Origin of the sequence: Tropicibacter sp. Alg240-R139 (assembly GCF_900537075.1) — a bacterium.
Taxonomy (GTDB): domain Bacteria; phylum Pseudomonadota; class Alphaproteobacteria; order Rhodobacterales; family Rhodobacteraceae; genus Falsiruegeria.
Window position 1 is genome coordinate 964,050 of sequence record NZ_UNRA01000001.1, and the last position, 22,035, is coordinate 986,084.

Consider the following 22,035-nt stretch of genomic DNA (forward strand, 5'->3'; position numbering starts at 1 on the left):
CGCGCGGTTAGGCCAGATCCCAACGGGTTTCCAGAACTTCCAGCGCCGCGATGCGCTCTGTGGTTTTGGGATGGCTCATCAACCACGCAGGCGTGACACCGGCGCGTTGTCCCGTTAGCTCTTCGAGCTTGTGGAACAACGACTTTTGCGGACCGATGCCGATACCTGCTTTGGTCAGAAGGGCAGCTGCGTATTCGTCGGCCTCGTATTCATCTGTTCGTGACAGGCGCGCGGCCAGCAGGGACGTTAGGCTGCCTGCGATCCACGCCCCAATAAACGGTATGAACCGGCTCAAAATCATCGCCAAAGCGGTGCGCATCGCGTTCTGGCCAGAAAAGTCGATCATCCGGCGGCGCGAATGCCCAAGCGCCACGTGACCCATTTCATGTGCGATGACCGAAGCCATTTCAGGCCCCGTAATCTCGCCATTCTGGTATTTGCGATAAAACCCACGAGTGATGAAAATTCGCCCGTCTGGCGCAGCCAGTCCATTCACCGGGTCGATTTCATAGATGTAAACCGGGATGCGCCGCAGATCGAGGGCCGCCGCCAGCCGATCGGTTAGTCCCTTTAGCCCTGGATCTGCCAATTCGGTCGAGCGCGCGTCCAGCTCGCGGTTGGTGCGCCAAACAGAGAACCGATACATTGCCAACGCATAGAGGATCGCCAGCAGGATTGGGGTGAATCTGATCATGGTTCAAAGATGGGGCGCAAAGGCGGGCAGGGCAAGGGACCTGCCCGCATTGTGATCACCCCTTGGGCGCGTACCAGATGGGCGAAGTATAGGCGCGTTCTTGCCCGACGCGTACGGCATCGGTGGGAACGTCGGCCCCCAGGCGAACCTGATCATAGAGCACCCATCGCGGCGTGGGGATTTCCAGCACGCGCGCGTAATAAAACGCCTGCTGACCTGCGTCGAAATCGGTGTCGGTCCAGACGGTGGCCAGTTCTGAAGCTCCGATTGTGTTGGTCCAGCTTGCAGCCTCTTCATCCACGGTGTTCCCGACGGGCGGAAGGTTTCCGTTTCCGTCCAGTTTCCGGTCGTCCGACCAGGCGACATCGTAGACCCGCTCGTGCAAGGCACCATCGGTATCCATCCATCCCTTGATGATCTGCACCCGGTCCAGATTGGCCCCGATGGGGTCGCGCAGGGCATAAACCATGAAGGTCGGCGCATCCGAGGTTGCCGCGCGCAAATCACCCCCCATGGGCACGCCTTTGTCATAGCCCACAAAGGCCGGGTTCCGGGTGCGCAGGTCAGCCTCTGAGAACTCCCAACCGCCAAAGAAACGCACCGCCATGCGGGGGCCGGTGGTGGCGTAAACCTCGCGCCGGACCATGGCGTCCCAGATGGACGCGCGGGTGTTTTCCTGGGCCCAGACCCCGGTGTAGCCCGATGCCACCAGAGACCAGCCGGGGAATTCGCCCTGATCGGTTTTGGTAAAGGGGTGGGCCATCCGGGTGGGGGATGGCTCCGCGTTGGTGGCTTTGCCGAAATAGTTGTCGCTGTCGGCAGTGGCCAACGAAGTGTGGCTGTCCGTGGCGCCAGAAAAGCCGAACCGATAGGGGTTGATGCCGAATTTCTTCTCCAGCGCAAACCCCTGTTTCAATGCCTCACGCGCATACTCCTGCCGAAGCATAGTCTCGGTCTTAGCTTCGCTAAGGTCCAGATTGCCCGCATCCCATGTCTCGTAATCGGCAAATTCGTCATCGGGGCTCAGGACCGGGTGGGTCTCGCCATCACCCTTGATTTGGGTGATCTCATACAGCGGCTCCCACTTGGCGCGAGCCATGACATAAGCCTCGTCCACCATGTCGCCAGTAAAGCGTTCCTCTGTGGGGAACATGATGCCGTTCGACAGGTTCCCGTTATGCGCAAGAGCAAAGGCCTGACCCCCGGTTTCGGCCACATAGTCTTCAAGCCAGGCATAAAGCCCCATGGGATCTGTCGTGCCACCGGGTCCTTGGGTGACCATTGGTTCGACCTGCAACGCCTTGCTGGCGCCATCGCGCAGGATGACGTTTCGGTGCAGGTTGTTGCCTTTGTCCAGCGAGGTCCATTCGAACCCGTGAAAGGTCGTGAACCGGCCCGGCTCGTTGTAGGTCTCGGCCGTCTGGACCAGATCCTCCCAGACCGAGGCGTAGATGGGCGAACCGGGCGAGTAGTCGCCGATCAACTTGGGGTCCATTTCACCCTGAGAAAAGGTGGTGATCAGATCAAGCGTGGCGTTGACTGAGGCCTCTCCGCCTTCATTGATGGCCTCGCTCCAGCGTCGGCCCTGTTCGGTGGCCAGAACATTTGGTGCGCCATCCTGCAGATCAAAGATCATGCCCATGCCATCGGAATGTTCCGTCACCACCAGCCAATCCAGCGGGCGGGCCAGCTTGACCGGTTGGCCAGAAGCTGCGGTGACTTCTTCTCCGCGCGCGAACTTATAGGCGGTGTCCGGGCCGGTGGTGTTGCCAAACAGGCCTGCATCCATCGAATACCCCGTGTGCAGGTGCGTATCGCCCCAGAACACGCGGCTGGGAAACGATCGCTTGGCGTAAGGCGAATAGGCCTTGCCGGGGTAAAGCCCCTGCAGCGATTCCTGCGAGGGGACGAACTGCGCGGCGGACGGCCCCGAAAGGGTCATTGCAGCAGCGGAAAGAAGCAATAAACGTCTCATGAAAACCCCCATGAGTCTGAAACAAAGTCATAGCAACGATGGCCACAGCTTTGCATGCAAGGGGCGGCATGTGAAAGAAAATCGAACCCGAAACGGGTTAGCGCGTCAACTCGCGCATACCTTGTTCCAGACCGGACAGGGTCATTGGCACCATGTTGTCAGCAAAGATTTCGCGGATCATGCCAATGGAATGGGTGTAATCCCAATATTTTTCTGGAACCGGGTTGATCCAGAGGTTTGAGTTCCACTGATCGCGCGCACGTTCCAGCCAGACCTGACCTGCTTCGGGGTTCCAATGCTCGTTGGCACCGCCGGGATAGGCGATTTCATAAGGCGACATGCTGGCGTCACCTACAAAGATGCATTTGTAATCCGGGCCATAAGTGCGCAGCACCTCATGCGTGGGCATCTGTTGGTCCCAACGACGGCGGTTATCGCGCCAGACACCTTCGTAGAGGCAGTTGTGGAAGTAGAAGTATTCCAGATGTTTGAACTCGGTACGGGCTGCTGAAAACAGTTCTTCTACCACTTTGATGTGGGGATCCATCGAGCCGCCCACGTCCAGAAACAACAGCACCTTGACCGCGTTGTGACGTTCGGGGCGGGTTTTGACGTCCAGATAACCGTGCTCGGCAGTGGCGCGGATGGTGCCGTCCAGATCCAGCTCATCATGTGCCCCTTCGCGCGCCCAACGGCGCAGGCGTTTCAGTGCAACCTTGATGTTGCGGGTGCCGAGTTCGACCGTGTCATCGAGGTTCTTGAACTCGCGCTTGTCCCAGACCTTGACCGCGCGCTTGTGGCGGCTTTCCTTCTGGCCGATGCGCACCCCTTCGGGGTTATAGCCATAGGCACCAAAGGGAGAGGTGCCGGCCGTGCCGATCCATTTGTTCCCGCCCTGATGGCGGCCTTCTTGTTCCTTGAGCCGCTCTTGCAGCGTCTCCATCAGCTTTTCAAAGCCGCCCATGGCCTCGATTTCGGCCATTTCTTCTGGGCTCAGGTGCTTTTCGGCCATCTTCTCCAGCCATTCGCTGGGAATATCGACGGCTTCCATCACCTGCTGAAAGCTGATCTCTTCCAAACCTTTGAAGCTGTTGGCAAACGCTTGATCAAACTTGTCGATGTTGCGCTCGTCTTTCACCATCGACACACGGGCGAGGTAATAAAACGCTTCGACATCATAGGTGGCCAGCCCTCGTTTCATCCCCTCCAGAAACGTCAGGTATTCGCGCAAGGAAACGGGAATGCTAGCTTTGCGAAGGTTTTCGAAAAAGGGCAGGAACATGAGATCAGAGTGCCATTCGGTGAAGGATAAGTGTTGCTACCACCCCCACCAGCGCAAAGGCAATTCCGTAACCGGCGGCATACTGGGCAATATCGGCCCGTGTGCCGTTACGTTTTTTGGCGGTCATTCCGCCCAGAACCGCCCCCACAAGGGCAAATCCGATAATGATCATCTGCGTTTAACCGCCCGCTCGCTTGTTGGGGTTCAGCGCCGAGATTTCACGCATCCGGGCGCGAACCGCGTGGTCCGAGCCAAATCCGTATCGTGCCCAACCCAGACTGTCCAGCCTGACCGAACGTGCTTCGCTGCCGCGGCCCTGGATCTCAAGCGCTTCGGCCTTGAGCAGCATCAGCATCGACAAGAGTGAGGCGTTTTCAGCCTTGGCCGCGATATTGATAGCTGGGTTTATCTGACGCAACGCGCCCTGGGCATTGCCGCGTGAGATTTCGTAGGCCGAAGTATACGTGGCGATATTGGCCTTGTGCAGTTCGGTTCCCGGGGTGCGGGCCAGGAACTGCTGGGCAGCACCAAAATACTGCTGGGCCTTGACCGGGTCTGTGGGTTGCGTCACGCGGCCCAGATTGAACAGGCTAAAGGCATGGCGGTGATCCTGCCAGCCTTCGCGCTGCGCGATGGCGACCGACCGCGAAGCGGCTGATTTGCGCTGACTGGTTGATGAACCGGGGCCAAATGTCTTTTGTACGGCGTCGATCCAATCCCGTGGGGTGGGGGTGATCGGATTTGCTGCGATCGAGTTTCCGCGTGGGTTCATCCGGGCCAAAATGCCGGGCAGGGCGCGGGCGACTTGCTCGCGGCTCATGCCGGTGCGCAGCTCGGGCGCATAGGTGGCGCGCAGGATCAGCATGTCGAACCCGGTCAGGACGGTATGGATGTTGTCGTCGTTGAACACGGAGTCGGGTAGGCGGTAAAGATCGTTGAGCGGTCCGATTGCCTGCGCCAGTTCCTCGTGCAGGCAATCGCGGATTTCTTGCGGGCTGGCGTTGTAAGGCAAGAAAATTCCCAAACGCTGGCGCGATTCAATTTCCAACCAATTGGTGCGTGATTTGCGTCGGTCGCGGCGGAATTCAGCCAGGCTGGACACGTTGGGGACCACGAAGCAGGCTGCTTGTGGCAGGGCCCGTCGGATCTCCGAGCGGCTGATCGCCTCGATCGTGATGTTTGCGGGCTGGTCCGAGCGGACCTGAGTGATGCTGATCCCGGCCTCGCGACGCAGGCGACCAAGCAGGCGTCCCAGGTCGCCGTTTAGTGTCGACGACGGCTGACCGGTGACACGCACGGTGATGGGCGTTTCAAACCGGGTGAACATAGGCAGATCGCGCCCGCTTTCCAATTGGAAATGCAGCGACAGGAAATCTTGGGCGATGTTGCTATTGGACCGGATCGGGGCCGTCGGATGGGGTGTCACAAAGGCCTTCATCGGCGGCAGCGAACTGTCGGCGATCTGGGCGCGAGTGGGCGTGTCTTCGAGGGGGACAGTGTTACAGCCAGCAACAAACAAGGCCATGGCCATCGCGGTTTTGCGGATCATCTAGTTACCCCCAAGCATCAGACGGAAGATGCTGTTGTCCCGTCAAAATGAATTTGTTCTAATACGTAAAATAGCTCGCGCGGCCCAAAGGCCAGCCAATTTTTGTCACAAGCGCCCAAAGCGCGGCTGTTGTGCAATCTGGTCACTCTTGTTCCAGTCCAATTGGCGTGAAGTGCGAATTCGCTCAACCTGTAGCGCCTTCGCGTCAGCAGTATGGTCGCATTCTGACGCTGTTAAGGCAAGGTGACTTCGGATTGCAACTTTGGATAATGGCGCGGGACAGGCTGACACAAAAAAGCCCGCAAACTGTGTTGCGGGCTTTTGCACAGGGGTGCGTTCGCGTCAGCGTTGGCCGCGCGCCATAAAGGCCAGACGCTCGAACAGATGGACGTCCTGCTCGTTCTTCAAAAGCGCACCGTGCAGTTTGGGCAGGGCGCTGGACCCATCGCGTTTCAGGTCCTCAGACGTCAAATCCTCGGCCAACAGAAGCTTAAGCCAATCCAAAACTTCGGATGTCGAGGGTTTTTTCTTGAGCCCCGAGGTTTCGCGGATCTCATAGAACTGCGTCAGCGCTGTAGTCAACAATGCTTCTTTGATGCCGGGGTGATGCACTTCGACGATCTTGCGCATGGTGGTCTCATCCGGGAAGCGGATGTAATGAAAGAAACAGCGACGCAGGAAGGCGTCGGGCAGTTCTTTTTCATTGTTCGAGGTGATGATCACGATCGGGCGCTGTTTCGCCTTGATGGTTTCGCCGGTCTCGTAGACGTGGAACTCCATCTTGTCGAGTTCCTGCAGCAGGTCGTTGGGGAACTCGATGTCCGCCTTGTCGATCTCATCAATCAGCAGCACGACTTTTTCGTCTGCGTCAAAGGCCTGCCAGAGCTTGCCTTTCTTGATGTAGTTGCTGACGTCGTGGACCTTTTCCTCGCCCAGTTGGCTGTCGCGCAGGCGGCTGACCGCATCATATTCGTACAGGCCCTGCTGGGCGCGTGTGGTTGATTTGATGTTCCATTCGATCATGCGCAAACCCAGGGCACCGGCCACCTGTTTGGCCAGTTCTGTCTTGCCTGTGCCGGGTTCGCCCTTGACCAGCAATGGACGTTCCAGCGTCACGGCGGCGTTCACGGCAATCGTCAGATCGTCTGTCGCCACATATTCGGCGGTTCCCTGGAAGCGTGCGGTCATGTTTGGCCCTCTTTCACTCGGATCTCGTGGCGCTCAGTGCGCGTTGCCTCTTTGCGTAGTTTGCTCCGGTGAATTTGACAAGATGCGCCGCTGCGTCTCAATTGCAGTATTTCTGCTGAATTTTTCAGCAGATCAGCTGTTTGGAAAGGCCATTAATGTTTCGGCTTGTGACTGAGTCGCAAAGTGAGAGTTCAACTCGGCCAATTTGCAGCAGAATTCGGCCAGAGGCGGAAACAAACGGTAACCAATGGGTAAACAATACAGGGCACAATGGCCAAATTAAATTGGGGTTTGGCCCGCTTTTGCCACAGGTCGGACCTTCCCAGTTCTCTGATCGTGTTTGTGTAGTGACATTCTTATTAGCGTCAGATAAATGCTGCGGCAGAAGGGGGAGCCAAATGTTCGGAGAAGCAAGATGACGGACGTTGTGGGCCATACCGAGGGAGCCAAGATGAAGCAGGAAGCTTTTCTGCCGGAGGACTACCGTCCGGCCGAAGATGAACCTTTTATGAATGATCGTCAGGTTGAGTATTTCCGCCGCAAGCTGAACAACTGGAAAACTGAACTTATGGCGGGAAGCCGTGACACCATCGAAGGTTTGCAAGACGGCACACGCAACATCCCAGATGTTGCCGACCGCGCCAGTGAGGAGACTGACCGCGCGCTGGAACTGCGAACCCGAGATCGCCAGCGCAAGCTGGTTGCAAAAATCGACAGCGCACTGCGCCGGATCGACGAGGGTGAATACGGTTACTGTGACGTGACCGGCGAGCCAATTTCGCTCAAACGTCTGGATGCCCGCCCAATTGCCACCATGAGCCTGGAAGCTCAGGAACGGCACGAGCGACGCGAAAAAGTTCACCGCGACGACTGAGGTTTAGTCGCGGATTGCATGATCAAAACGCCGGGGCCGGATGCTCCGGCGTTTTTCGGTTCAAGAGGCCTGAAATGGAACTGAGTGGTCAAAAAGTCATCGTCGTGGGTGCCGGTGTTGGCGGTCTGGTTGCGGCCCTGGCGTTTCGTCAAAAGGGTGCCGATGTCACCGTACTGGAACAGGCCGAAGCCATTTCCGAAGTGGGGGCAGGTCTGCAGATCAGCCCCAATGGCGGCGCAGTGCTACAGGCTCTGGGTTTAGCTGACTGCTTGGCGCGGGGCTCGGTTCGGGCCGAGGCTGTGCAACTGCGGGACTATCGCCGGGGTAAGCCCGTGGTGACATTGGACCTGGCCCGCTTTGCCGCTGATCAAACCTATCTGTTCGTGCACCGCGCCGATCTGATCGGTGTTCTGGCAACGGCGGTGCGCAAGGCGGGCGCACAAGTGCGGTTGTTGCAACGGATGGATCACGTTGTGCCGGGGCGCGTTCCTGCCGTGTCTCTGGCCAACGGGGCGCAAATGCAGGCGGATCTGATTGTGGGCGCTGATGGGCTGCATTCCAAAGCCCGCACTGCACTGAATGGTGACGCCGAGCCTCAGTTCACAGGTCAGGTGGCGTGGCGGGCAACCGTGCCCAATGATCTCGGCCTGGGGCCGCAGGCACAGGTTTTCATGGCACCGCATAGGCATCTGGTGTGCTATCCCTTGCGTGGCGGCGATCTGGTCAACATCGTTGCGGTGCAAGAGCGCGCGGCTTGGGTCGCCGAAGGGTGGAACCATCAGGATGACCCGGATGCGCTGCGCGAGGTTTTTTTAGATTTCGGCGGGCAGGCGAAACAGTTGCTTGATCGGGTCGACCAAGTGCACCTGTGGGGGCTGTTCCGCCATCCGGTGGCCGAACGCTGGCATGGTGATGGTTTGGCCATCCTGGGCGACGCCGCGCATCCGACGCTGCCATTCCTGGCGCAGGGCGCCAATCTTGCGTTCGAAGATGCCTGGACGCTGGTCGACAGTCTTGCCCAAGCCGGATCACAAGCCGAAGGGCTGTCGCGATATCAAAGCCGCCGCCGTGACCGCGCCGTGCGCGTGATCGAAGCCGCCAACGGCAATGCCTGGAAATACCACCTGAGCTTTCCGCCCGTGCGGTTTGCCGCCCACACGACCATGCGGCTGATGGGACGGTTTGCACCCGAAAAGATGGTCAGCCAATTTGACTGGCTCTATCGCCACGATGTGACGGATCAGAGGTCCAGTTCAACCCAGACCGGCACGTGATCTGACGGTTTCTCGCGTCCGCGCACTTCGGCGTCGATCTGGCAATCCTGCAGCAGGTCAGCCGCAGTTGGTGTTAGAAGGAAATGGTCGATGCGGATGCCGTCGTTGCGGTTCCAGGCGCCCGCCTGATAATCCCAGAACGAGTAATGCCCCGGACCTTGGGTTCGGGCGCGAAACGCTTCGGTAAAGCCCAGGTTCAAGATCCGGCGATAGGCAGCACGGCTTTCGGGGCGATGCAACGCATCCTCTAACCAGGCTTCGGGGCGTTTGGCGTCTTCGGCCTGTGGGATGATGTTGTAATCACCCGCCATCAGGGCAGGGGTCTCGTCTGCCAACAGCTCTTGCGCGCGGGCATACAGCCGATCCATCCAACGCAGCTTGTAGTCGTATTTGCCGTCGGGCATGGGCGAGCCGTCCGCTTGCAGCTCGACCGGGTTGCCGTTGGGCAGATACAGCCCACAAATCCGCAGCGCCTGTTTGCCCACCACAGTTGCCTCGATCCAGCGGGCCTGTTCGTCGCTATCATCACCCGGCAACCCGCGCGAGACATCCTCGAGCGGGAGTTTCGACAGGATCGCCACACCGTTAAAGCCCTTTTGACCGTGAGTTTCCACATTATAGCCGCGCTCTTCGAACAGCTCGCGAGGGAACGCCTCGTCCACGGATTTGATCTCTTGCAGTAGCACTACATCTGGTTGCGCTTCGTCCAGCCAGGCGGGCAAGGCCTGCGCGCGTGCTTTGATGCCATTGATGTTGAAGGTGGCGATTTTCATGGTGGGCCTCCGGCTGAGTGCGGTTTGATCTATCGCCGATGTGCGAGGACAGAGCAAGCGTTGGATCAGGAGAATCGGGGCAGGGGATTCGACCGGAATGGGGCCGAAATGTGACCGCAGTGTTATGTAATTAGAATTCAACCATGGGCAGAAAAAGGCAGAAAGCCATGAGAAACAGTGCTGTGGATAAGAATTTTTGTTCGACCCTCGGAAAGTTAAGAGTCCAGCTTTGCCATGTTTCTGCCCAATTTTCTTAATGTGGACAACTTTTGTTACCCACACCCTGTGATTGAAAAACTATTTTGAGATTCTCGTTTAAGCTGCAAGCGTGAAAGGGCATTCAACTTCGCAAAATAAGGAATTGACCATGTCTGCTCAGCACAAGATCACCGCCACCACCGAAGCTCTGATCACTGGCCGTAACAGCCTGTTTGATGGCGAGGGCACTCAGATGTTTTCATCCGGATCCGCCCCCACAATGACCACCGATGCCTTTGGTGGTGACGCGACCGAAATGTTCTCGTCCGGTTCTGCGCCCACCCTGACCACCGAGGCCATCACAGGCGACGCGGTCGAAATGTTTTCCTCGGGCTCCACGCCTGTCACCACCTCTGCCACAGCTGGTGACCTGGTGCAAATGTTCTCGTCAGGGTCCGCGCCTGTAGCCGGCGCTGACGTAATCACCGGTGAAGGCACGCAGATGTTTTCGTCAGGTTCCGCGCCTTCGGCCAGCGCAGGTGCGACCACCGGCGAAGGCACTCAGATGTTCTCATCGGGTTCTGCACCGGTTGCCACGGCGGACACCACCGCGGGCGACGGCACCCACATGTTCTCATCGGGCAGCTGATCTGACGCGCATGTCCTAAATGTTGAAACGGGGGCGTTCAGGTAACGCCATTTGAAACGGAGACCACCCCATGACAAATGTGATCCACCTGAACGCGCCTGTTCAACGTTTGGACCCAAATGTGCGCAATGCCAATCTGGTGGCTGGCTTTGCCCGCCACCGGAGGTTCGGTGACGATGTGTTCTGGCTGAAAGAGAACGCGGAACTGCTGAATATTTTGGAATGCACCGGCTTGCCACTCACCGATGACGCCCTGGCCCCGCATCAGGGGTTTTATGACCGGATCGAACAGCGGCTGGGGTTTTTCCCGCAATATTATCGCTTTCTTCTGTCGATCTGCCTGGATCTTGAGGATCTGGGAATGGATGGGTCCAAAGGAGAGGCCCTGTGCCACTGGATCGCCCGTGAGGGGGTGGCCGAGGCAGAGCTGTCGGACCTGCAACGCGCCGAAGCCCGGCGTTTGCTGGCACGGCGTGGCGTGGACAGCGGCGCAGATGACGGTCTGACCGAGCGCCTTCATGCATTTGTTAACCGTTCCGAAACTTTTGCGTTGCCCAATAAGAAAGCGGCGTACGAACTGACCCACATCCTGTTTTACCTAAGCGAATACGGCCGCCGCGACCCGCAGGTGTCTGAACAGGCGATCACCAGCTTGGAGTATGCCGGACTGTTGGCCTATCTCGATCAAAACGCCGATTTGTTGGCCGAGGTCTGCGTCGCCATGCGCTATGCCGGAGTTGCTCCGCCGCCTATCTGGGAGGGGTGGATCGAACGTGAAGTCGCCCGGTTCGCCATCCAGACCGAGGATCATGCTGATCCGCAAGACGATTATCACGACTTTTTTGTCTGCAACTGGCTGATGGCCATGTCGGGGCGCGAGGCGTTCAAACACACCGCCGGGGACACGAGAGTAAGCTTTCACCGCGCCAGCCACTGGCCGGGGCCGCTCCGGGACATGTCGGAATGCCTGTTCCAGCTTGACGACCACCGCTGCGAGGATTGGCAAGTGATGCGCTTGCGGGTTGAACCGTCACTCAGCGAGATCGGTCATGATATACTGGCCGAGGCTGAGGAAAGCACCACTAAATTTGACAAATTTTTCAGAGCCTTCTCGCGGACTGGGCTGCGTGGAGTGGCTCTATGAAGGTTTCACTTACTGGCGCGTTTCTGGTCTCGCTTTACACTATTCTGATTTCCTCTGCCGATGCAATTACCAAGCTGATTGCGGGCGGCTATGCGGCACCACAACTGTTCTGCCTATCTGGTTTGATCGTCGTTGCGCTCAGCCTGCTGGTGGATCGCTTGCCTTCGCAGCGTCAAGGGCTGCGCACCTGCAGCCCTTGGGCGATGGCGGTGCGGTCAGGGGCCACAGTGATGGCAGCGATTTGTTTTTTCAATGCTTTTGGAGCTTTGCCCTTGGCGGATGTTTTTCTGTTCATAGGGTTGATGCCGCTGTTGTCGGGGCTGATGTCGGGTCTGATCCTGAGCGAGCAAGTACGCCCGTCGACCTGGTTTGCACTGACGGCGGGGTTCATTGGGGTGCTCAGCCTCTTTCCCGGTGGGTTGCCAGCGATCACGACCGGCCATCTGTCTGGCTTGGGGGCCGCTGTTTTCGGGACACTTTCGATCGTGATGTCGCGTTACATCGGGCGGCATGAGTCGAACGTGCTGGCGCAGCTGTTTTATCCGAACCTGGCACTTTTTGGTGCCATGGGGGCGGCGCTGCCCTTTGTCTGGGTGCCGATGCCACTATCTGACTTGGCGTGGATCTTTGTCTATGCGGTCGTGCTGTTTTCGGCCCGCTGGGTTTTGGTCCTGTCGCTGCGCAACCTTGCAGTCTATGTGGTGACGCCCCTGATGAACCTGCAATTTGTCTGGATGGTGATCCTGGGCGCGGTGTTCTTTGGCGAATTACCCACGACCGCGACCCTGTTGGGGGTGGCGATTGTCATGGCCTCGGGGCTCTATCTGGTATGGGAACAATTCGCCCCGAAAGACGCCGGAAATATTCTGACGTATAACTTCAAGACAGATCCGTAAGATTTTGTTTTACATCGAAAATGAAGTGCCGCACCCGCACGACGATGTGGCATTTGGATTCTCAATTACAAAGCGCGCGCCGATCAGCTCTTCGGTGAAATCAATCACTGCATTTTCCAGAAATGGCAACGATACGGCATCGACAACAACCTTCTCGCCCTGACCTTCAAGGATCAGGTCCTCCGCTTCTGGCGCGTCCAAGGCAATCTCGTATTGAAAGCCGGAACACCCGCCACCTTCGACGGCCACGCGCAGGGCTTGGCCCTGATTGGACGCGCCGATTTCGGCAAGGCGGGCAAAGGCGCGGTCTGTGACTTTGGGAGGCAGTTTCATGCCGGACTCCAACGGTTTCTTTGTCGTGCATTGTGCAATATAGAAGTCTCAAGGACAGGCGACAAGGACGAGACTGCATATGAGGGCAGGTTTTGCCTCGGATCCGAACCAAGCGCGGGGGCGTCTGGTTCCTGAGGAGGAGAGTAGTTTCCGCTCCTGCTTTATGCGGGATCGGGACCGTATCATTCACGCAAGCGCCTTTCGGCGGCTCAAGCATAAGACGCAAGTGTTCGTCGAGCACGAAGGCGACAATTACCGCACGCGGCTGACCCATTCGATCGAGGTGGCGCAGGTGGCGCGCACAATTGCGGGCGCTTTGGGGTTGAACCCCGAACTGACCGAAGCTGTGGCTTTGGCCCATGACCTGGGCCACACGCCCTTTGGCCATACAGGTGAAGACGCACTACATGAAATGATGTTACCTTATGGTGGGTTCGATCACAACGCACAGGCTATTCGTATCGTTACCAACCTAGAGCGGCACTATGCCGAGTTCGACGGTTTGAACCTGACCTGGGAAACCCTTGAAGCCATTGCCAAACACAACGGACCAGTGACGGGCGACTTGCCTTGGGCCCTGGCCGAATGCAACACCGGTTTCGATCTGGAACTGCATACCCACGCGAGCGCCGAGGCGCAGGTGGCGGCGTTGTCCGACGACGTTGCCTATAACAACCACGATCTGCATGACGGGCTGCGGGCGGAACTGTTCACTGATGACGAGATCGCCGAGTTGCCCATCGTTGGCGAATGTTTCGACGAAGTGGACCGGATGTACCCAAGTACTGATGCCTACCGCAGGCGGCACGAGGCTTTGCGCCGTGTGTTTGGTGTGATGGTGGGGGATGTGATCGACACGTCCCGAACTCTGTTGGCAAGGTCGGGCGCTGAAACGGTCGAGGATGTGCGCCTGCTGGGCTATCCGGTGGTGCAGTTCTCCCCCAAACTTTGGGCGCAGCTCAAGGTGATCCGCGTGTTCCTGTTCACCCGCATGTATCGCGCGCCATCGGTGATGGTGAAGCGGGCCGAAGTGTCCAAGGTCGTCGAAGAGTTGTTTCCGATATATCTGAATGATCCCAGGCAGATGCCTGCACGCTGGCATGCGGAAATCGAAGCGGCCAACAGTGAAACTGCGCTGGCACGGATTGTTTCGGACTACATCGCGGGCATGACCGATCGCTTTGCGCTGCAGGACCACGCCCGGCTGACCGGAAGCGACCCTGCTCGCGTCTGATCACTTGATCCCGATATAGGCGATGGCCCAGACTTGCATGCTAGGGATAGCCTCTGCGTCCTTGGTATTGTTGGTTGGTGGAAAGACCACCATTGTCGGGCCAAAGCCGCCGATCCCCATTGGTGCGCCATCCGCATGGGTCGCCAAGATCGGGTTCAAGCGCTCGATCATGTCCCAGGGGATTTCAGCCTGATAGCCATCCATCGCCATCGGCAGGGCGGATTTGCCGCTGGCCCCAGCCAGGGCCATCACATCCGCCAAGACAGGCCCGGAAAAGACATAGTCACGCTGATTGTCTTCGGGCCCGTAGGGGATGGTGATGGTTTGCTGCGGCAAGTCGCCTAACATCGCCGTATCTAGACCTACGGCCGCATCATATTCGACCTCGAGAAACCCGAACAACCCGCCGTCGTCTGTACCGCGAGCGGGCAGGTTGCTGTGGCTGACCGCTCCACCGAGTGTCACCAGAACGGGGCCGACAGGCGCGGAAATGTCGGCCATCACGGGCAGGGTGGGCAGCAAGGAGACGCACAGGGCGACGGTTCGTGCAAATGTCATGAGAGGCTCCAATCGATTGATCTGCCCTGACCCTAACCGGGAAATGACATGGGCCAAGTGAAACCTTGTGCGTGCCGACATTGACCTTGGCGCTTTGCGTGGTAAACCGCCATCCAAGCAAAAGGACATCGCAATGAACCTGTTTTCCGAGATCCGCAGCCTCGTGCTGGACGCGCTTGCGCAAATGCAGGCCGAAGGGACCCTGCCCGAGGGGCTGAGCTTTGACAATGTCGCCGTGGAACCGCCGCGCGACGCAGCTCATGGCGATATGGCCACCAACGCCGCCATGGTGTTGGCGAAACCAGCCAAGATGAAGCCGCGCGACATTGCGGATGCTCTGGCCGCAAAGCTGGCCGATGATGCGCGTGTAACGTTGGCCGAGGTTGCTGGCCCAGGGTTTCTGAATCTGCGACTGGCGGATGCGGCGTGGCACGGAGTTCTATCCACAATCCTGGAACAGGGCACGGCCTATGGCCAGTCCGACATGGGGCAGAGCAAGAAGGTCAACGTCGAATATGTCTCGGCCAACCCGACCGGTCCGTTGCACGTGGGCCACACCCGTGGCGCGGTCTTTGGTGACGCTTTGGCAAGCCTTCTGGATTATGCCGGATACAATGTGACCCGTGAATATTACATCAATGACGGTGGCGCGCAGGTCGATGTCCTCGCGCGTTCGGTGTACCTGCGGTACCTTGAAGCGCACGGCGAGGCGGTCGAATTCCCCGATGGCACCTATCCGGGTGAGTATCTGGTCGAGGTCGGTCAGACGCTCAAGGACAAGGTCGGCGACGCCTATGTCGGCAAGGGCGAAGATGTCTGGCTGGAAGAGATCCGCAACTTTGCCACCGAGGCGATGATGGATCTGATCCGCGCCGACCTTTTGCAGCTTGGCGTCAAAATGGATGTCTTCTTTTCTGAAAAATCACTCTATGGCACCGGCCTGATTGAGGCCGCGTTGGAAAGTCTGGACAGCAAGGGCCTGATCTATGAAGGCGTGCTGGAGCCCCCCAAGGGCAAGAAGCCCGAAGACTGGGAGCCGCGGGAGCAGACCTTGTTTAAATCCACCGAACACGGTGACGACGTCGACCGCCCGGTGAAAAAGTCGGACGGCGGTTGGACTTATTTCGCACCAGATATCGCGTATCATTTCGATAAGGTTTCCAGAGGTTTCGACGAACTTATTGATGTGTTCGGTGCTGATCACGGCGGCTATGTCAAACGGATGAAGGCGGCTGTATCCGCGCTGTCGGATGGCAAAGTGCCATTGGATATCAAGCTGACGCAGCTGGTGAAACTGTGGAAAAACGGCGAACCGTTCAAGATGTCCAAGCGTGCCGGCAACTTCGTCACCCTGCGTGATGTTGTTGATCAGGTGGGACCGGATGTGACCCGTTTCGTGATGCTGACCCGCAAGAACGACGCCTCGCTGGATTTCGACTTCGACAAGGTGCTGGAACAAAGTCGCGAAAACCCGGTGTTCTATGTTCAGTATGCGCACGCCCGGATCCAAAGCGTTCTGCGTCGTGCGGCCGAGGCTGGGATCGCGACGGATGAAGCCACACTAAAAGCCGCCGATCTGGTCAAAGTGGGGCACGAGGCCGAGCTGACTGTGGCCAAGAAGCTGGCCGAATGGCCGCGCTTGGTCGAGATTGCGGCACGCACGAACGAACCACACCGCGTTGCCTTTTACCTCTATGAATTGGCTGGCGAATTTCACGCGCTGTGGAACCGTGGCAACGAATTGCATGAGCTGCGGTTCATCCAGGATGGCGATGCCGCCACAAGTCAGGCAAAAATTGCGTTGGCACAGACAGTTGCCGTTGTGATTTCGGCTGGCCTTGGTATTCTTGGCGTGAAACCGGCGCAGGAAATGCGGTAACAAACTCGCCAAACCGCCGGTCCGAGGCAGACGAAAAAGAGAACCTGAGCACGGCAACGTCCGTGCAATCGGGGCAGTGAGGCGGACATGGCAAGTTTTGACTATTCGGGGCAGGTGCCCCCGCAACAGGTGAATTACACCTATCAGATGCCCCAATTGGAGGCGTCTGAATATGTTGAAGACATCTATCCCGAGCCTGAGGGAGACTCGGCTAAATTCGGCCAGATCGCCGGGTTTTTGGGCGCAGCAGCCTCGATCGCGTTGGTCGTGGGCGTGGGGGTATGGGGCTATAAGCTGATCAGCCGTGATGTCAGTGGCGTGCCGGTTGTGCGCGCCATCGAAGGGCCGATGCGGGTTCAACCTGCTAGCCCCGGCGGAACGCCCGCGGATCATCAAGGCTTGGCAGTCAACACCGTTGCAGCCCAAGGCACGGCTGCGCCGCCGCCGGATCGTCTGGTTCTGGCACCCAAGCCTGTTTCACTAAGTGAAGACGACGCTCCGATGGGCGATTTGGAGCCGACTCCGGTCGCGTTGCAAACTTCCGCACAACCCGTTTCTTTGTCTGAACAGGCGGTTTCGTCGTTCCAGAACGGTGCTGTTGATGCGTTGGTGGCGGAACTGACAGAAGGGGTCGAGCCGCTGGTTGAAAGCAGTGACCCGGTATCGGCTGAAAACACCCAACTTGCCTCAATCGTGCAGCCAAGCCCGGTATCCCTGACGGATGCCGTGGAAGATGAAGTTGCCATTGATCCCGCCGATCTGATTGCATTGCAGCCTGACCCCGCAGTTCTGAGCGCTCCCGGCGTGCGACAATCCCTGCGCCCGCAGGTTCGCCCGGCTCGTGCTGTGCCGTCGACGACAAGCGAAAGCGCCACCTTGAACGCGGCCATCAACGCAGCCGTTGAAACTGCCGCTGGCTTGGATGTGGACCCTGAAGCCCTGCCAGTTGGCACGCGTCTGGCGCAGCTTGGCGCTTACGACACGCCCGAAGTTGCCCGTGTCGAATGGGATCGTCTGAACACACGGTTTGGCGATTATATGGACGGCAAAAAACGGGTGATCCAAAAAGCCAGCAGTGGCGGTCGTACCTTCTATCGCTTGCGCGCCATGGGGTTTGACGATCTGAGCGACGCGCGCCGTTTCTGTTCCGCCCTGGTGGCAGAGCGTGCCGATTGTATCCCGGTCACCGCGCGATGAGGTTTGGCGCCTCGATCCTGGGGGCCGAAGGTCTGCGGCTGACAATCGAAGAAAAAGCTCTCTATCGCGCGGTGAACCCTTTTGGGTTTATCCTGTTTGCCCGCAACATCGACACCGCTGATCAGGTTCGCGCGTTGTGTGACGAGCTGCGCGAGACCGTGGGCTACAACTGCCCCATCACTATTGATCAAGAAGGCGGGCGCGTGCAGCGCCTGCGCCCGCCGTTGGCGCGTGGGTGGTTACCGCCGTTGGAACATGTGAAGATTGCGGGCGGCAATGCTGCACGCGCGATGTATCTACGCTATCGCCTTATCGCGCACGAGCTTTGGTCGCTGGGAATAGACAGCAACTGCGCGCCCATGGTGGATATAGCTGGGGCTCAGACCCACGAATTCTTGCGCAACCGCTGTTACGGGGAAACTGCGGCCGAGGTTTCGGCCTTGGGTCGTGCCGTGGCGGATGCACATTTGGACGGTGGCGTTCTGCCAATCGTCAAACACATTCCCGGACACGGGCGTGCGACGCTCGACAGTCACTATGATCTGCCGCGCGTGAACCAAGAGCCCGAAGAGCTGTTCGATACGGATTTTGAGCCTTTTCGCGCGTTGAACGACTTGCCTTTGGGCATGACCGCGCATCTGGTCTATGACCGCATTGACCCGCAACCCGCGACGATTTCGACGCGGATGATGCAGCTGATCCGCGAGGACATTGGCTTTGTCGGGCTGATCATGACCGACGACATCTCGATGCAAGCGCTTGAAGGTACGCTGGCAGAGCGTTCGCGCGCGTCGATTGCCGCGGGCTGCGATGTGGTTTTGCATTGCAACGGACCGCTGTCGGATCGGGCCGAGGCCGCCGAAGCTGCTGGCGAGATGGCCCAGACCGCGCAAACCCGCGCAGACCGCGCCCTTGCAGCGCGCAAAAAGCCCGATGAGCTTGACATAAAGGCCGCCGAAGCGGAACTATCTCAGCTCATGAACGGGCAGGTGTATGACGGATAACCTTTTCACCGAAGATCAGACATCGGTCGCCGAACGGCTTGCTGCCGAGGCGCTGATTGTTGATGTGGACGGGTTCGAAGGGCCCCTGGACGTGCTGCTGACGCTGTCGCGCACGCAAAAGGTTGACCTGCGCAAAATCTCGGTTCTGGAACTCGCCCGGCAATACCTGACTTTTGTGGAAAAAGCCAAGGAACTGAGGATCGAATTGGCGGCTGACTATCTGGTGATGGCGGCTTGGCTGGCGTTCCTGAAATCCCGCCTGCTGTTGCCCCCTGATCCCAGCGAAGACGGACCTACCGGCGAAGAACTGGCTGCACATCTTGCGTTTCAGCTGGAGCGTTTGCAAGCCATGCGGGACGCCGCTGCACGGCTTATGGGGCAGGACCGTTTGGGGCGTGATTTCTTTGCGCGCGGTCAGAGCGAGGACGTGACCCGCATCCGCACTGTGACCTATTCTGCAACGCTTTTGGATCTGATGCAGGGCTACGCCCGCATTCGCACACGCGATGAATTCCGTCCCTTTGTGATGGACCGCGATTCAGTTTTCACAATGGAACAAGCGCTGGATCGAATGCGTGGACTGATCGGTTTTGCAGGAAGCTGGACGGATATGGTCAGTTATCTGCCAGAGGGGTGGGGGGCCGACCCGATGCGCCGACGCTCGGCCACTGCCGCGACTTTTGCGGCCTCGCTGGAATTGGTCAAGGAAGGGCATCTGGAGATCAAGCAATCGGACAGCTTTGCACCGATCCAACTGCGAAAAAGGCCCAATTCATAAATGAGGACAGACCACGCGTGACGGACAAGACAGAAGACGCAATCGACAGCCTGTTCGAAGCCCCGCCTATGGCCGAGCAGGAACGGATGGTCGAGGCGGTGCTCTTTGCCAGCACCGAACCCGTCACCGTGCGTGATCTGGAACATCGTATGCCTCATGGGTGCGACGCGGGACAAGCTCTGGAGCATCTGCGTAGTCGCTACGAGGGGCGTGGTGTCCGCGTTGTCCGAGTGGGCGAAGCATGGGCCATGCGTACGGCGCCCGATCTGGGGTTCCTGATGCAGAAAGAAACGGTCGAGACCCGCAAGCTTAGCCGCGCCGCGATCGAAACACTGGCGATCATCGCTTATCATCAGCCCTGTACGCGCGCCGAAATCGAAGAGATCCGTGGTGTGTCCGTATCGCGGGGCACCATCGATCAACTGATCGAGATGGAATGGGTTCGCCTGGGCCGTCGCCGCATGACTCCAGGTCGTCCAGTGACCTTTGTCGTGACGCCTGTATTTCTGGATCATTTTGGTCTGGAAAGCGCCCGCGATTTGCCGGGTCTCAAGGAGTTGCGCGCGGCCGGGTTGCTGGAGAACCGTCCTCCGCCGGGTTCTATGCCGCTTGCTGACGACCGGAGCGAGGAAGACAGCGATGACGGCCAACCGGAACTCTTCGAGGAAGAGTGATCGGTTCTGCGTGGAAAAATTGTGAAATTCATGTAGATTGTGGGTGAGCAGTCATAAAGGCAAATGCCATGAATACGAACCAGATTATCAACATGATCATGCGGACGGTGATGCGTAGGCTGGTCAATACTGGTGTTAACGCCGGGTTTGATGCCGCAGCAAAGATGGGTAAACCCAAGTCGCGCCGAGCGCCGCCGGCTCCTGATGTACAAGCCGATACCCAGACAAAACCCAAGGTGTCGCCAGAAGAGCGCGAACGCATCCGTGCAATTCGTCAAGCGCGTCGGGCGGCAAGGACCGAAAAGCAGGGTTGAGCGGGATCTACAGGTTTTTCAGTCGCCGCAACTAGTGAGCTTGCAGACGGGGGAACTCCTGCGCCCGGGCGGTCCCGACTGTGTCGGCCACGCCAGCGGTCTGGGGCGTAGCGCCGTGCGGAGCACGGCGCCCGGCCCAACGGGAGGAGCTGTTTCGTCAGAAACATCGACGACCGGCAGGAGTCCCCGAACGCTCAGAAATATTTACATTTAGGTTTCGCCACTGGGCACGCAGCCTCGCGACGTGAAATCGATGGTATATCAGTAATTTGTCAGGCGCTCTTGAAGTGTTTAGACAGCTTCAAACCCTGACCTTGATAGTTCGATGCAATGCCTGCGCCATAAAGTTGTGTCGGTAACTCTGACATTCGTTCATAGACCAACCGCCCGACCACTTGACCGTGCTCCAGCACAAAAGGCGCCTCGTGACAGCGCACTTCAAGAACCCCGCGCGAGCCAGTTCCCCCCGCCGCAGCATGGCCAAAGCCGGGATCGAAAAAGCCCGCATAGTGAACCCGGAACTCCCCAACCATTGCCAGATAAGGAGCCATCTCGGCTGCGTATTGCGGTGGGATGTGAACTGCCTCGCGGCTGACCAAAATGTAAAACGCTCCAGGATCAAGGATGATGCGCCCGTCGGAACTGCGCACTTCCTCCCAGTATTCGGCTGGGTCGTATTGCCCGATCAGATCCAAGTCGATGACGCCGGTATGGGGCTTTGCCCGATAGCCCACGAGATCGCTGCCCTCTAGACGCAGATCGACCGAAAATCCCAACCCGTCCTGAATGACAGCCTGGCCATCCACCAGCGGCGCCTGCGCGTGCAGGGCGCTCAACTCTGGGTCGGTCAGAACGGCTTGTCCTTTACGAAACCGAATCTGGTTCAAACGCATTCCCGGCCGCACCAGGACGGAAAAAGAGCGGGGGCAGATCTCGGCATAAAGCGGCCCGGTGTAACCTGCGGCCACCCGGTCGAATTCGGTTCCGCCGTCAGTGATTGTTCGCGTCAACAGATCCAGCCGCCCGGTCGAGCTTTTGGCGTTCGCCGCTGCGCTTACATCGCCCGGCAGAGCCAACGATTCGAGCAGCGGTACGAGATACACGCAGCCCTTTTCCAGAACCGCACCTTGGGACAGGTCAATCTGGTGCATTTCGAACTCTTTAAGGCGGTCCGCGACAGTGTTGCCGTCGCCTGCCAAGAACGAAGCACGCACGCGATAAGCTTTTGTTCCTAGACGTAAATCTAGGCTCGCAGGCTGAACCTGTTCAGGCAGAACTGCGACCTCGGCGCCGATGACGCCGTCGGTAATCATCGTTTCGATTTGCTGGTTTGGACACACGCCCGTCATCAGGCCTCTCCCCCTTGGCAGAGGCTCCGGCACCCGGTCCGGCTCCCCATTCGGGATCGCCTCAGTTTGTATCGTCGGTGTGATTTGGTCGGGCTAGCAGGACTCGAACCTGCGACCTTCCGTCCCCCAGACGGACGCGCTACCAGGCTGCGCCATAGCCCGACGATGTGGCGTTCATAACGGTTTTCACGGCAGGGGCAAGAGGAAATCATTGCCTTT

The 22,035-nt window shown here is 58.5% G+C and carries 22 protein-coding genes and 1 tRNA gene; 12 read left to right on the forward strand and 11 right to left on the reverse strand.

The window, feature by feature from the left end:
• Window positions 1-7 precede the first annotated feature (7 nt).
• The 6 genes from G6R15_RS04685 to G6R15_RS04710 all read right to left on the reverse strand — a co-directional run bounded on the left by G6R15_RS04685 (window position 8) and on the right by G6R15_RS04710 (window position 6,688).
• Window positions 8-694, reverse strand: a complete 687-nt coding sequence (locus G6R15_RS04685) for a M48 family metallopeptidase (protein WP_164658609.1) — start codon at window positions 692-694, stop codon at window positions 8-10.
• A gap of 55 nt (window positions 695-749) precedes the next feature.
• Window positions 750-2,669: a DUF3604 domain-containing protein gene (locus G6R15_RS04690; protein ID WP_164658610.1), complete on the reverse strand. Its 1,920-nt coding sequence runs from the start codon at window positions 2,667-2,669 to the stop codon at window positions 750-752.
• Window positions 2,670-2,766: 97 nt separating this feature from the next.
• On the reverse strand, window positions 2,767-3,951 hold the full coding sequence (locus G6R15_RS04695; RefSeq protein ID WP_164658611.1) for a VWA domain-containing protein: 1,185 nt from the start codon (window positions 3,949-3,951) through the stop codon (window positions 2,767-2,769).
• Window positions 3,952-3,955: 4 nt separating this feature from the next.
• The gene (locus G6R15_RS04700; protein ID WP_164658612.1) at window positions 3,956-4,123 is read right to left on the reverse strand and encodes an apolipoprotein acyltransferase; all 168 of its coding nucleotides are present in this window, start codon (window positions 4,121-4,123) and stop codon (window positions 3,956-3,958) included.
• A gap of 6 nt (window positions 4,124-4,129) precedes the next feature.
• Window positions 4,130-5,500 carry a DUF2927 domain-containing protein gene (locus G6R15_RS04705; RefSeq protein WP_164658613.1) on the reverse strand — a complete coding sequence of 457 codons (1,371 nt, stop codon included), beginning with the start codon at window positions 5,498-5,500 and terminating at the stop codon, window positions 4,130-4,132.
• A 342-nt stretch (window positions 5,501-5,842) separates the two neighbouring features.
• Window positions 5,843-6,688 carry a MoxR family ATPase gene (locus tag G6R15_RS04710; RefSeq protein WP_164658614.1) on the reverse strand — a complete coding sequence of 282 codons (846 nt, stop codon included), beginning with the start codon at window positions 6,686-6,688 and terminating at the stop codon, window positions 5,843-5,845.
• A gap of 451 nt (window positions 6,689-7,139) precedes the next feature.
• On the opposite strand from G6R15_RS04710, the gene dksA reads away from it, so the two are divergent.
• Entirely contained in the window at window positions 7,140-7,562 is a 423-nt protein-coding gene (dksA, locus tag G6R15_RS04715; protein WP_164659261.1) for an RNA polymerase-binding protein DksA, read from the forward strand.
• Between the two features lie 74 nt (window positions 7,563-7,636).
• Window positions 7,637-8,836, forward strand: coding sequence for an FAD-dependent monooxygenase (locus tag G6R15_RS04720; protein WP_164658615.1), 1,200 nt, complete (start codon window positions 7,637-7,639; stop codon window positions 8,834-8,836).
• Here G6R15_RS04720 and xth read toward each other — a convergent pair.
• Window positions 8,803-9,609 (reverse strand): exodeoxyribonuclease III, encoded by an 807-nt coding sequence (gene xth / locus G6R15_RS04725; protein WP_164658616.1) that lies wholly within the window; start codon window positions 9,607-9,609, stop codon window positions 8,803-8,805. The two genes, G6R15_RS04720 and xth, sit on opposite strands and share 34 nt — an antisense overlap.
• A 367-nt stretch (window positions 9,610-9,976) precedes the next feature.
• Between xth and G6R15_RS04730 the strand changes: the two genes are divergently transcribed.
• The 3 genes from G6R15_RS04730 (at window position 9,977) to G6R15_RS04740 (ending at window position 12,496) form a co-directional block, all read left to right on the forward strand.
• A complete protein-coding gene (locus tag G6R15_RS04730; protein ID WP_164658617.1) occupies window positions 9,977-10,456 on the forward strand; it encodes a DUF6749 family protein in 480 nt (159 codons plus the stop codon).
• 70 nt (window positions 10,457-10,526) lie between these two features.
• Window positions 10,527-11,600, forward strand: a complete 1,074-nt coding sequence (locus tag G6R15_RS04735; RefSeq protein WP_164658618.1) for a hypothetical protein — start codon at window positions 10,527-10,529, stop codon at window positions 11,598-11,600.
• Window positions 11,597-12,496 carry a DMT family transporter gene (locus tag G6R15_RS04740; protein WP_164658619.1) on the forward strand — a complete coding sequence of 300 codons (900 nt, stop codon included), beginning with the start codon at window positions 11,597-11,599 and terminating at the stop codon, window positions 12,494-12,496. The genes G6R15_RS04735 and G6R15_RS04740 overlap by 4 nt, the downstream gene beginning before the upstream one ends.
• A 9-nt stretch (window positions 12,497-12,505) precedes the next feature.
• Here the strand turns inward: G6R15_RS04740 and G6R15_RS04745 are convergent, their stop codons facing one another.
• The gene (locus G6R15_RS04745; protein ID WP_164658620.1) at window positions 12,506-12,829 is read right to left on the reverse strand and encodes an iron-sulfur cluster assembly accessory protein; all 324 of its coding nucleotides are present in this window, start codon (window positions 12,827-12,829) and stop codon (window positions 12,506-12,508) included.
• 79 nt (window positions 12,830-12,908) lie between these two features.
• Here G6R15_RS04745 and G6R15_RS04750 point away from each other — a divergent pair, with 79 nt between their 5' ends.
• Window positions 12,909-14,063, forward strand: a complete 1,155-nt coding sequence (locus G6R15_RS04750; RefSeq protein ID WP_164658621.1) for a deoxyguanosinetriphosphate triphosphohydrolase — start codon at window positions 12,909-12,911, stop codon at window positions 14,061-14,063.
• On the opposite strand, the gene G6R15_RS04755 is transcribed toward G6R15_RS04750, so the two are convergent.
• Complete coding sequence (locus G6R15_RS04755; protein WP_164658622.1) at window positions 14,064-14,621, reverse strand: hypothetical protein; 558 nt, start codon at window positions 14,619-14,621, stop codon at window positions 14,064-14,066.
• A 133-nt stretch (window positions 14,622-14,754) separates the two neighbouring features.
• Here G6R15_RS04755 and argS point away from each other — a divergent pair, with 133 nt between their 5' ends.
• The 6 genes from argS (at window position 14,755) to G6R15_RS04785 (ending at window position 20,467) form a co-directional block, all read left to right on the forward strand.
• Window positions 14,755-16,500, forward strand: coding sequence for an arginine--tRNA ligase (argS, locus tag G6R15_RS04760; protein ID WP_164659262.1), 1,746 nt, complete (start codon window positions 14,755-14,757; stop codon window positions 16,498-16,500).
• Between the two features lie 87 nt (window positions 16,501-16,587).
• Entirely contained in the window at window positions 16,588-17,697 is a 1,110-nt protein-coding gene (locus G6R15_RS04765) for an SPOR domain-containing protein (RefSeq protein ID WP_164658623.1), read from the forward strand.
• Window positions 17,694-18,701: a beta-N-acetylhexosaminidase gene (nagZ, locus tag G6R15_RS04770; protein WP_164658624.1), complete on the forward strand. Its 1,008-nt coding sequence runs from the start codon at window positions 17,694-17,696 to the stop codon at window positions 18,699-18,701. Before G6R15_RS04765 ends, nagZ begins: the two co-directional genes overlap by 4 nt.
• Window positions 18,691-19,479, forward strand: a complete 789-nt coding sequence (locus tag G6R15_RS04775) for a ScpA family protein (RefSeq protein ID WP_164658625.1) — start codon at window positions 18,691-18,693, stop codon at window positions 19,477-19,479. Before nagZ ends, G6R15_RS04775 begins: the two co-directional genes overlap by 11 nt.
• A 68-nt stretch (window positions 19,480-19,547) precedes the next feature.
• A complete protein-coding gene (gene scpB / locus G6R15_RS04780; protein ID WP_164659263.1) occupies window positions 19,548-20,153 on the forward strand; it encodes an SMC-Scp complex subunit ScpB in 606 nt (201 codons plus the stop codon).
• Window positions 20,154-20,221: 68 nt separating this feature from the next.
• Complete coding sequence (locus G6R15_RS04785) at window positions 20,222-20,467, forward strand: hypothetical protein (protein ID WP_164658626.1); 246 nt, start codon at window positions 20,222-20,224, stop codon at window positions 20,465-20,467.
• A gap of 272 nt (window positions 20,468-20,739) precedes the next feature.
• Here G6R15_RS04785 and G6R15_RS04790 read toward each other — a convergent pair whose 3' ends face one another.
• Together G6R15_RS04790 and G6R15_RS04795 are read right to left on the reverse strand one after the other, a co-directional pair.
• Window positions 20,740-21,816, reverse strand: a complete 1,077-nt coding sequence (locus G6R15_RS04790; protein ID WP_164658627.1) for a 2'-deoxycytidine 5'-triphosphate deaminase — start codon at window positions 21,814-21,816, stop codon at window positions 20,740-20,742.
• Window positions 21,817-21,901: 85 nt separating this feature from the next.
• Window positions 21,902-21,978: transfer RNA gene (locus G6R15_RS04795), tRNA-Pro, on the reverse strand.
• Window positions 21,979-22,035: the final 57 nt, after the last annotated feature.

Coding starts and splice junctions, on each gene's coding strand:
- G6R15_RS04790 (WP_164658627.1), bottom strand. CDS start 21,816: ATGACGGGCGTGTGTCCAAACCAGCAAATCGAAACGATGATTACCGAC.
- G6R15_RS04695 (WP_164658611.1), bottom strand. CDS start 3,951: ATGTTCCTGCCCTTTTTCGAAAACCTTCGCAAAGCTAGCATTCCCGTT.
- G6R15_RS04750 (WP_164658621.1), top strand. CDS start 12,909: ATGAGGGCAGGTTTTGCCTCGGATCCGAACCAAGCGCGGGGGCGTCTG.
- xth (WP_164658616.1), bottom strand. CDS start 9,609: ATGAAAATCGCCACCTTCAACATCAATGGCATCAAAGCACGCGCGCAG.
- argS (WP_164659262.1), top strand. CDS start 14,755: ATGAACCTGTTTTCCGAGATCCGCAGCCTCGTGCTGGACGCGCTTGCG.
- G6R15_RS04700 (WP_164658612.1), bottom strand. CDS start 4,123: ATGATCATTATCGGATTTGCCCTTGTGGGGGCGGTTCTGGGCGGAATG.
- G6R15_RS04775 (WP_164658625.1), top strand. CDS start 18,691: ATGACGGATAACCTTTTCACCGAAGATCAGACATCGGTCGCCGAACGG.
- nagZ (WP_164658624.1), top strand. CDS start 17,694: ATGAGGTTTGGCGCCTCGATCCTGGGGGCCGAAGGTCTGCGGCTGACA.
- G6R15_RS04705 (WP_164658613.1), bottom strand. CDS start 5,500: ATGATCCGCAAAACCGCGATGGCCATGGCCTTGTTTGTTGCTGGCTGT.
- G6R15_RS04710 (WP_164658614.1), bottom strand. CDS start 6,688: ATGACCGCACGCTTCCAGGGAACCGCCGAATATGTGGCGACAGACGAT.
- G6R15_RS04720 (WP_164658615.1), top strand. CDS start 7,637: ATGGAACTGAGTGGTCAAAAAGTCATCGTCGTGGGTGCCGGTGTTGGC.
- scpB (WP_164659263.1), top strand. CDS start 19,548: ATGGCCGAGCAGGAACGGATGGTCGAGGCGGTGCTCTTTGCCAGCACC.
- dksA (WP_164659261.1), top strand. CDS start 7,140: ATGAAGCAGGAAGCTTTTCTGCCGGAGGACTACCGTCCGGCCGAAGAT.
- G6R15_RS04785 (WP_164658626.1), top strand. CDS start 20,222: ATGAATACGAACCAGATTATCAACATGATCATGCGGACGGTGATGCGT.
- G6R15_RS04685 (WP_164658609.1), bottom strand. CDS start 694: ATGATCAGATTCACCCCAATCCTGCTGGCGATCCTCTATGCGTTGGCA.
- G6R15_RS04765 (WP_164658623.1), top strand. CDS start 16,588: ATGGCAAGTTTTGACTATTCGGGGCAGGTGCCCCCGCAACAGGTGAAT.
- G6R15_RS04730 (WP_164658617.1), top strand. CDS start 9,977: ATGTCTGCTCAGCACAAGATCACCGCCACCACCGAAGCTCTGATCACT.
- G6R15_RS04740 (WP_164658619.1), top strand. CDS start 11,597: ATGAAGGTTTCACTTACTGGCGCGTTTCTGGTCTCGCTTTACACTATT.
- G6R15_RS04735 (WP_164658618.1), top strand. CDS start 10,527: ATGACAAATGTGATCCACCTGAACGCGCCTGTTCAACGTTTGGACCCA.
- G6R15_RS04745 (WP_164658620.1), bottom strand. CDS start 12,829: ATGAAACTGCCTCCCAAAGTCACAGACCGCGCCTTTGCCCGCCTTGCC.
- G6R15_RS04690 (WP_164658610.1), bottom strand. CDS start 2,669: ATGAGACGTTTATTGCTTCTTTCCGCTGCTGCAATGACCCTTTCGGGG.
- G6R15_RS04755 (WP_164658622.1), bottom strand. CDS start 14,621: ATGACATTTGCACGAACCGTCGCCCTGTGCGTCTCCTTGCTGCCCACC.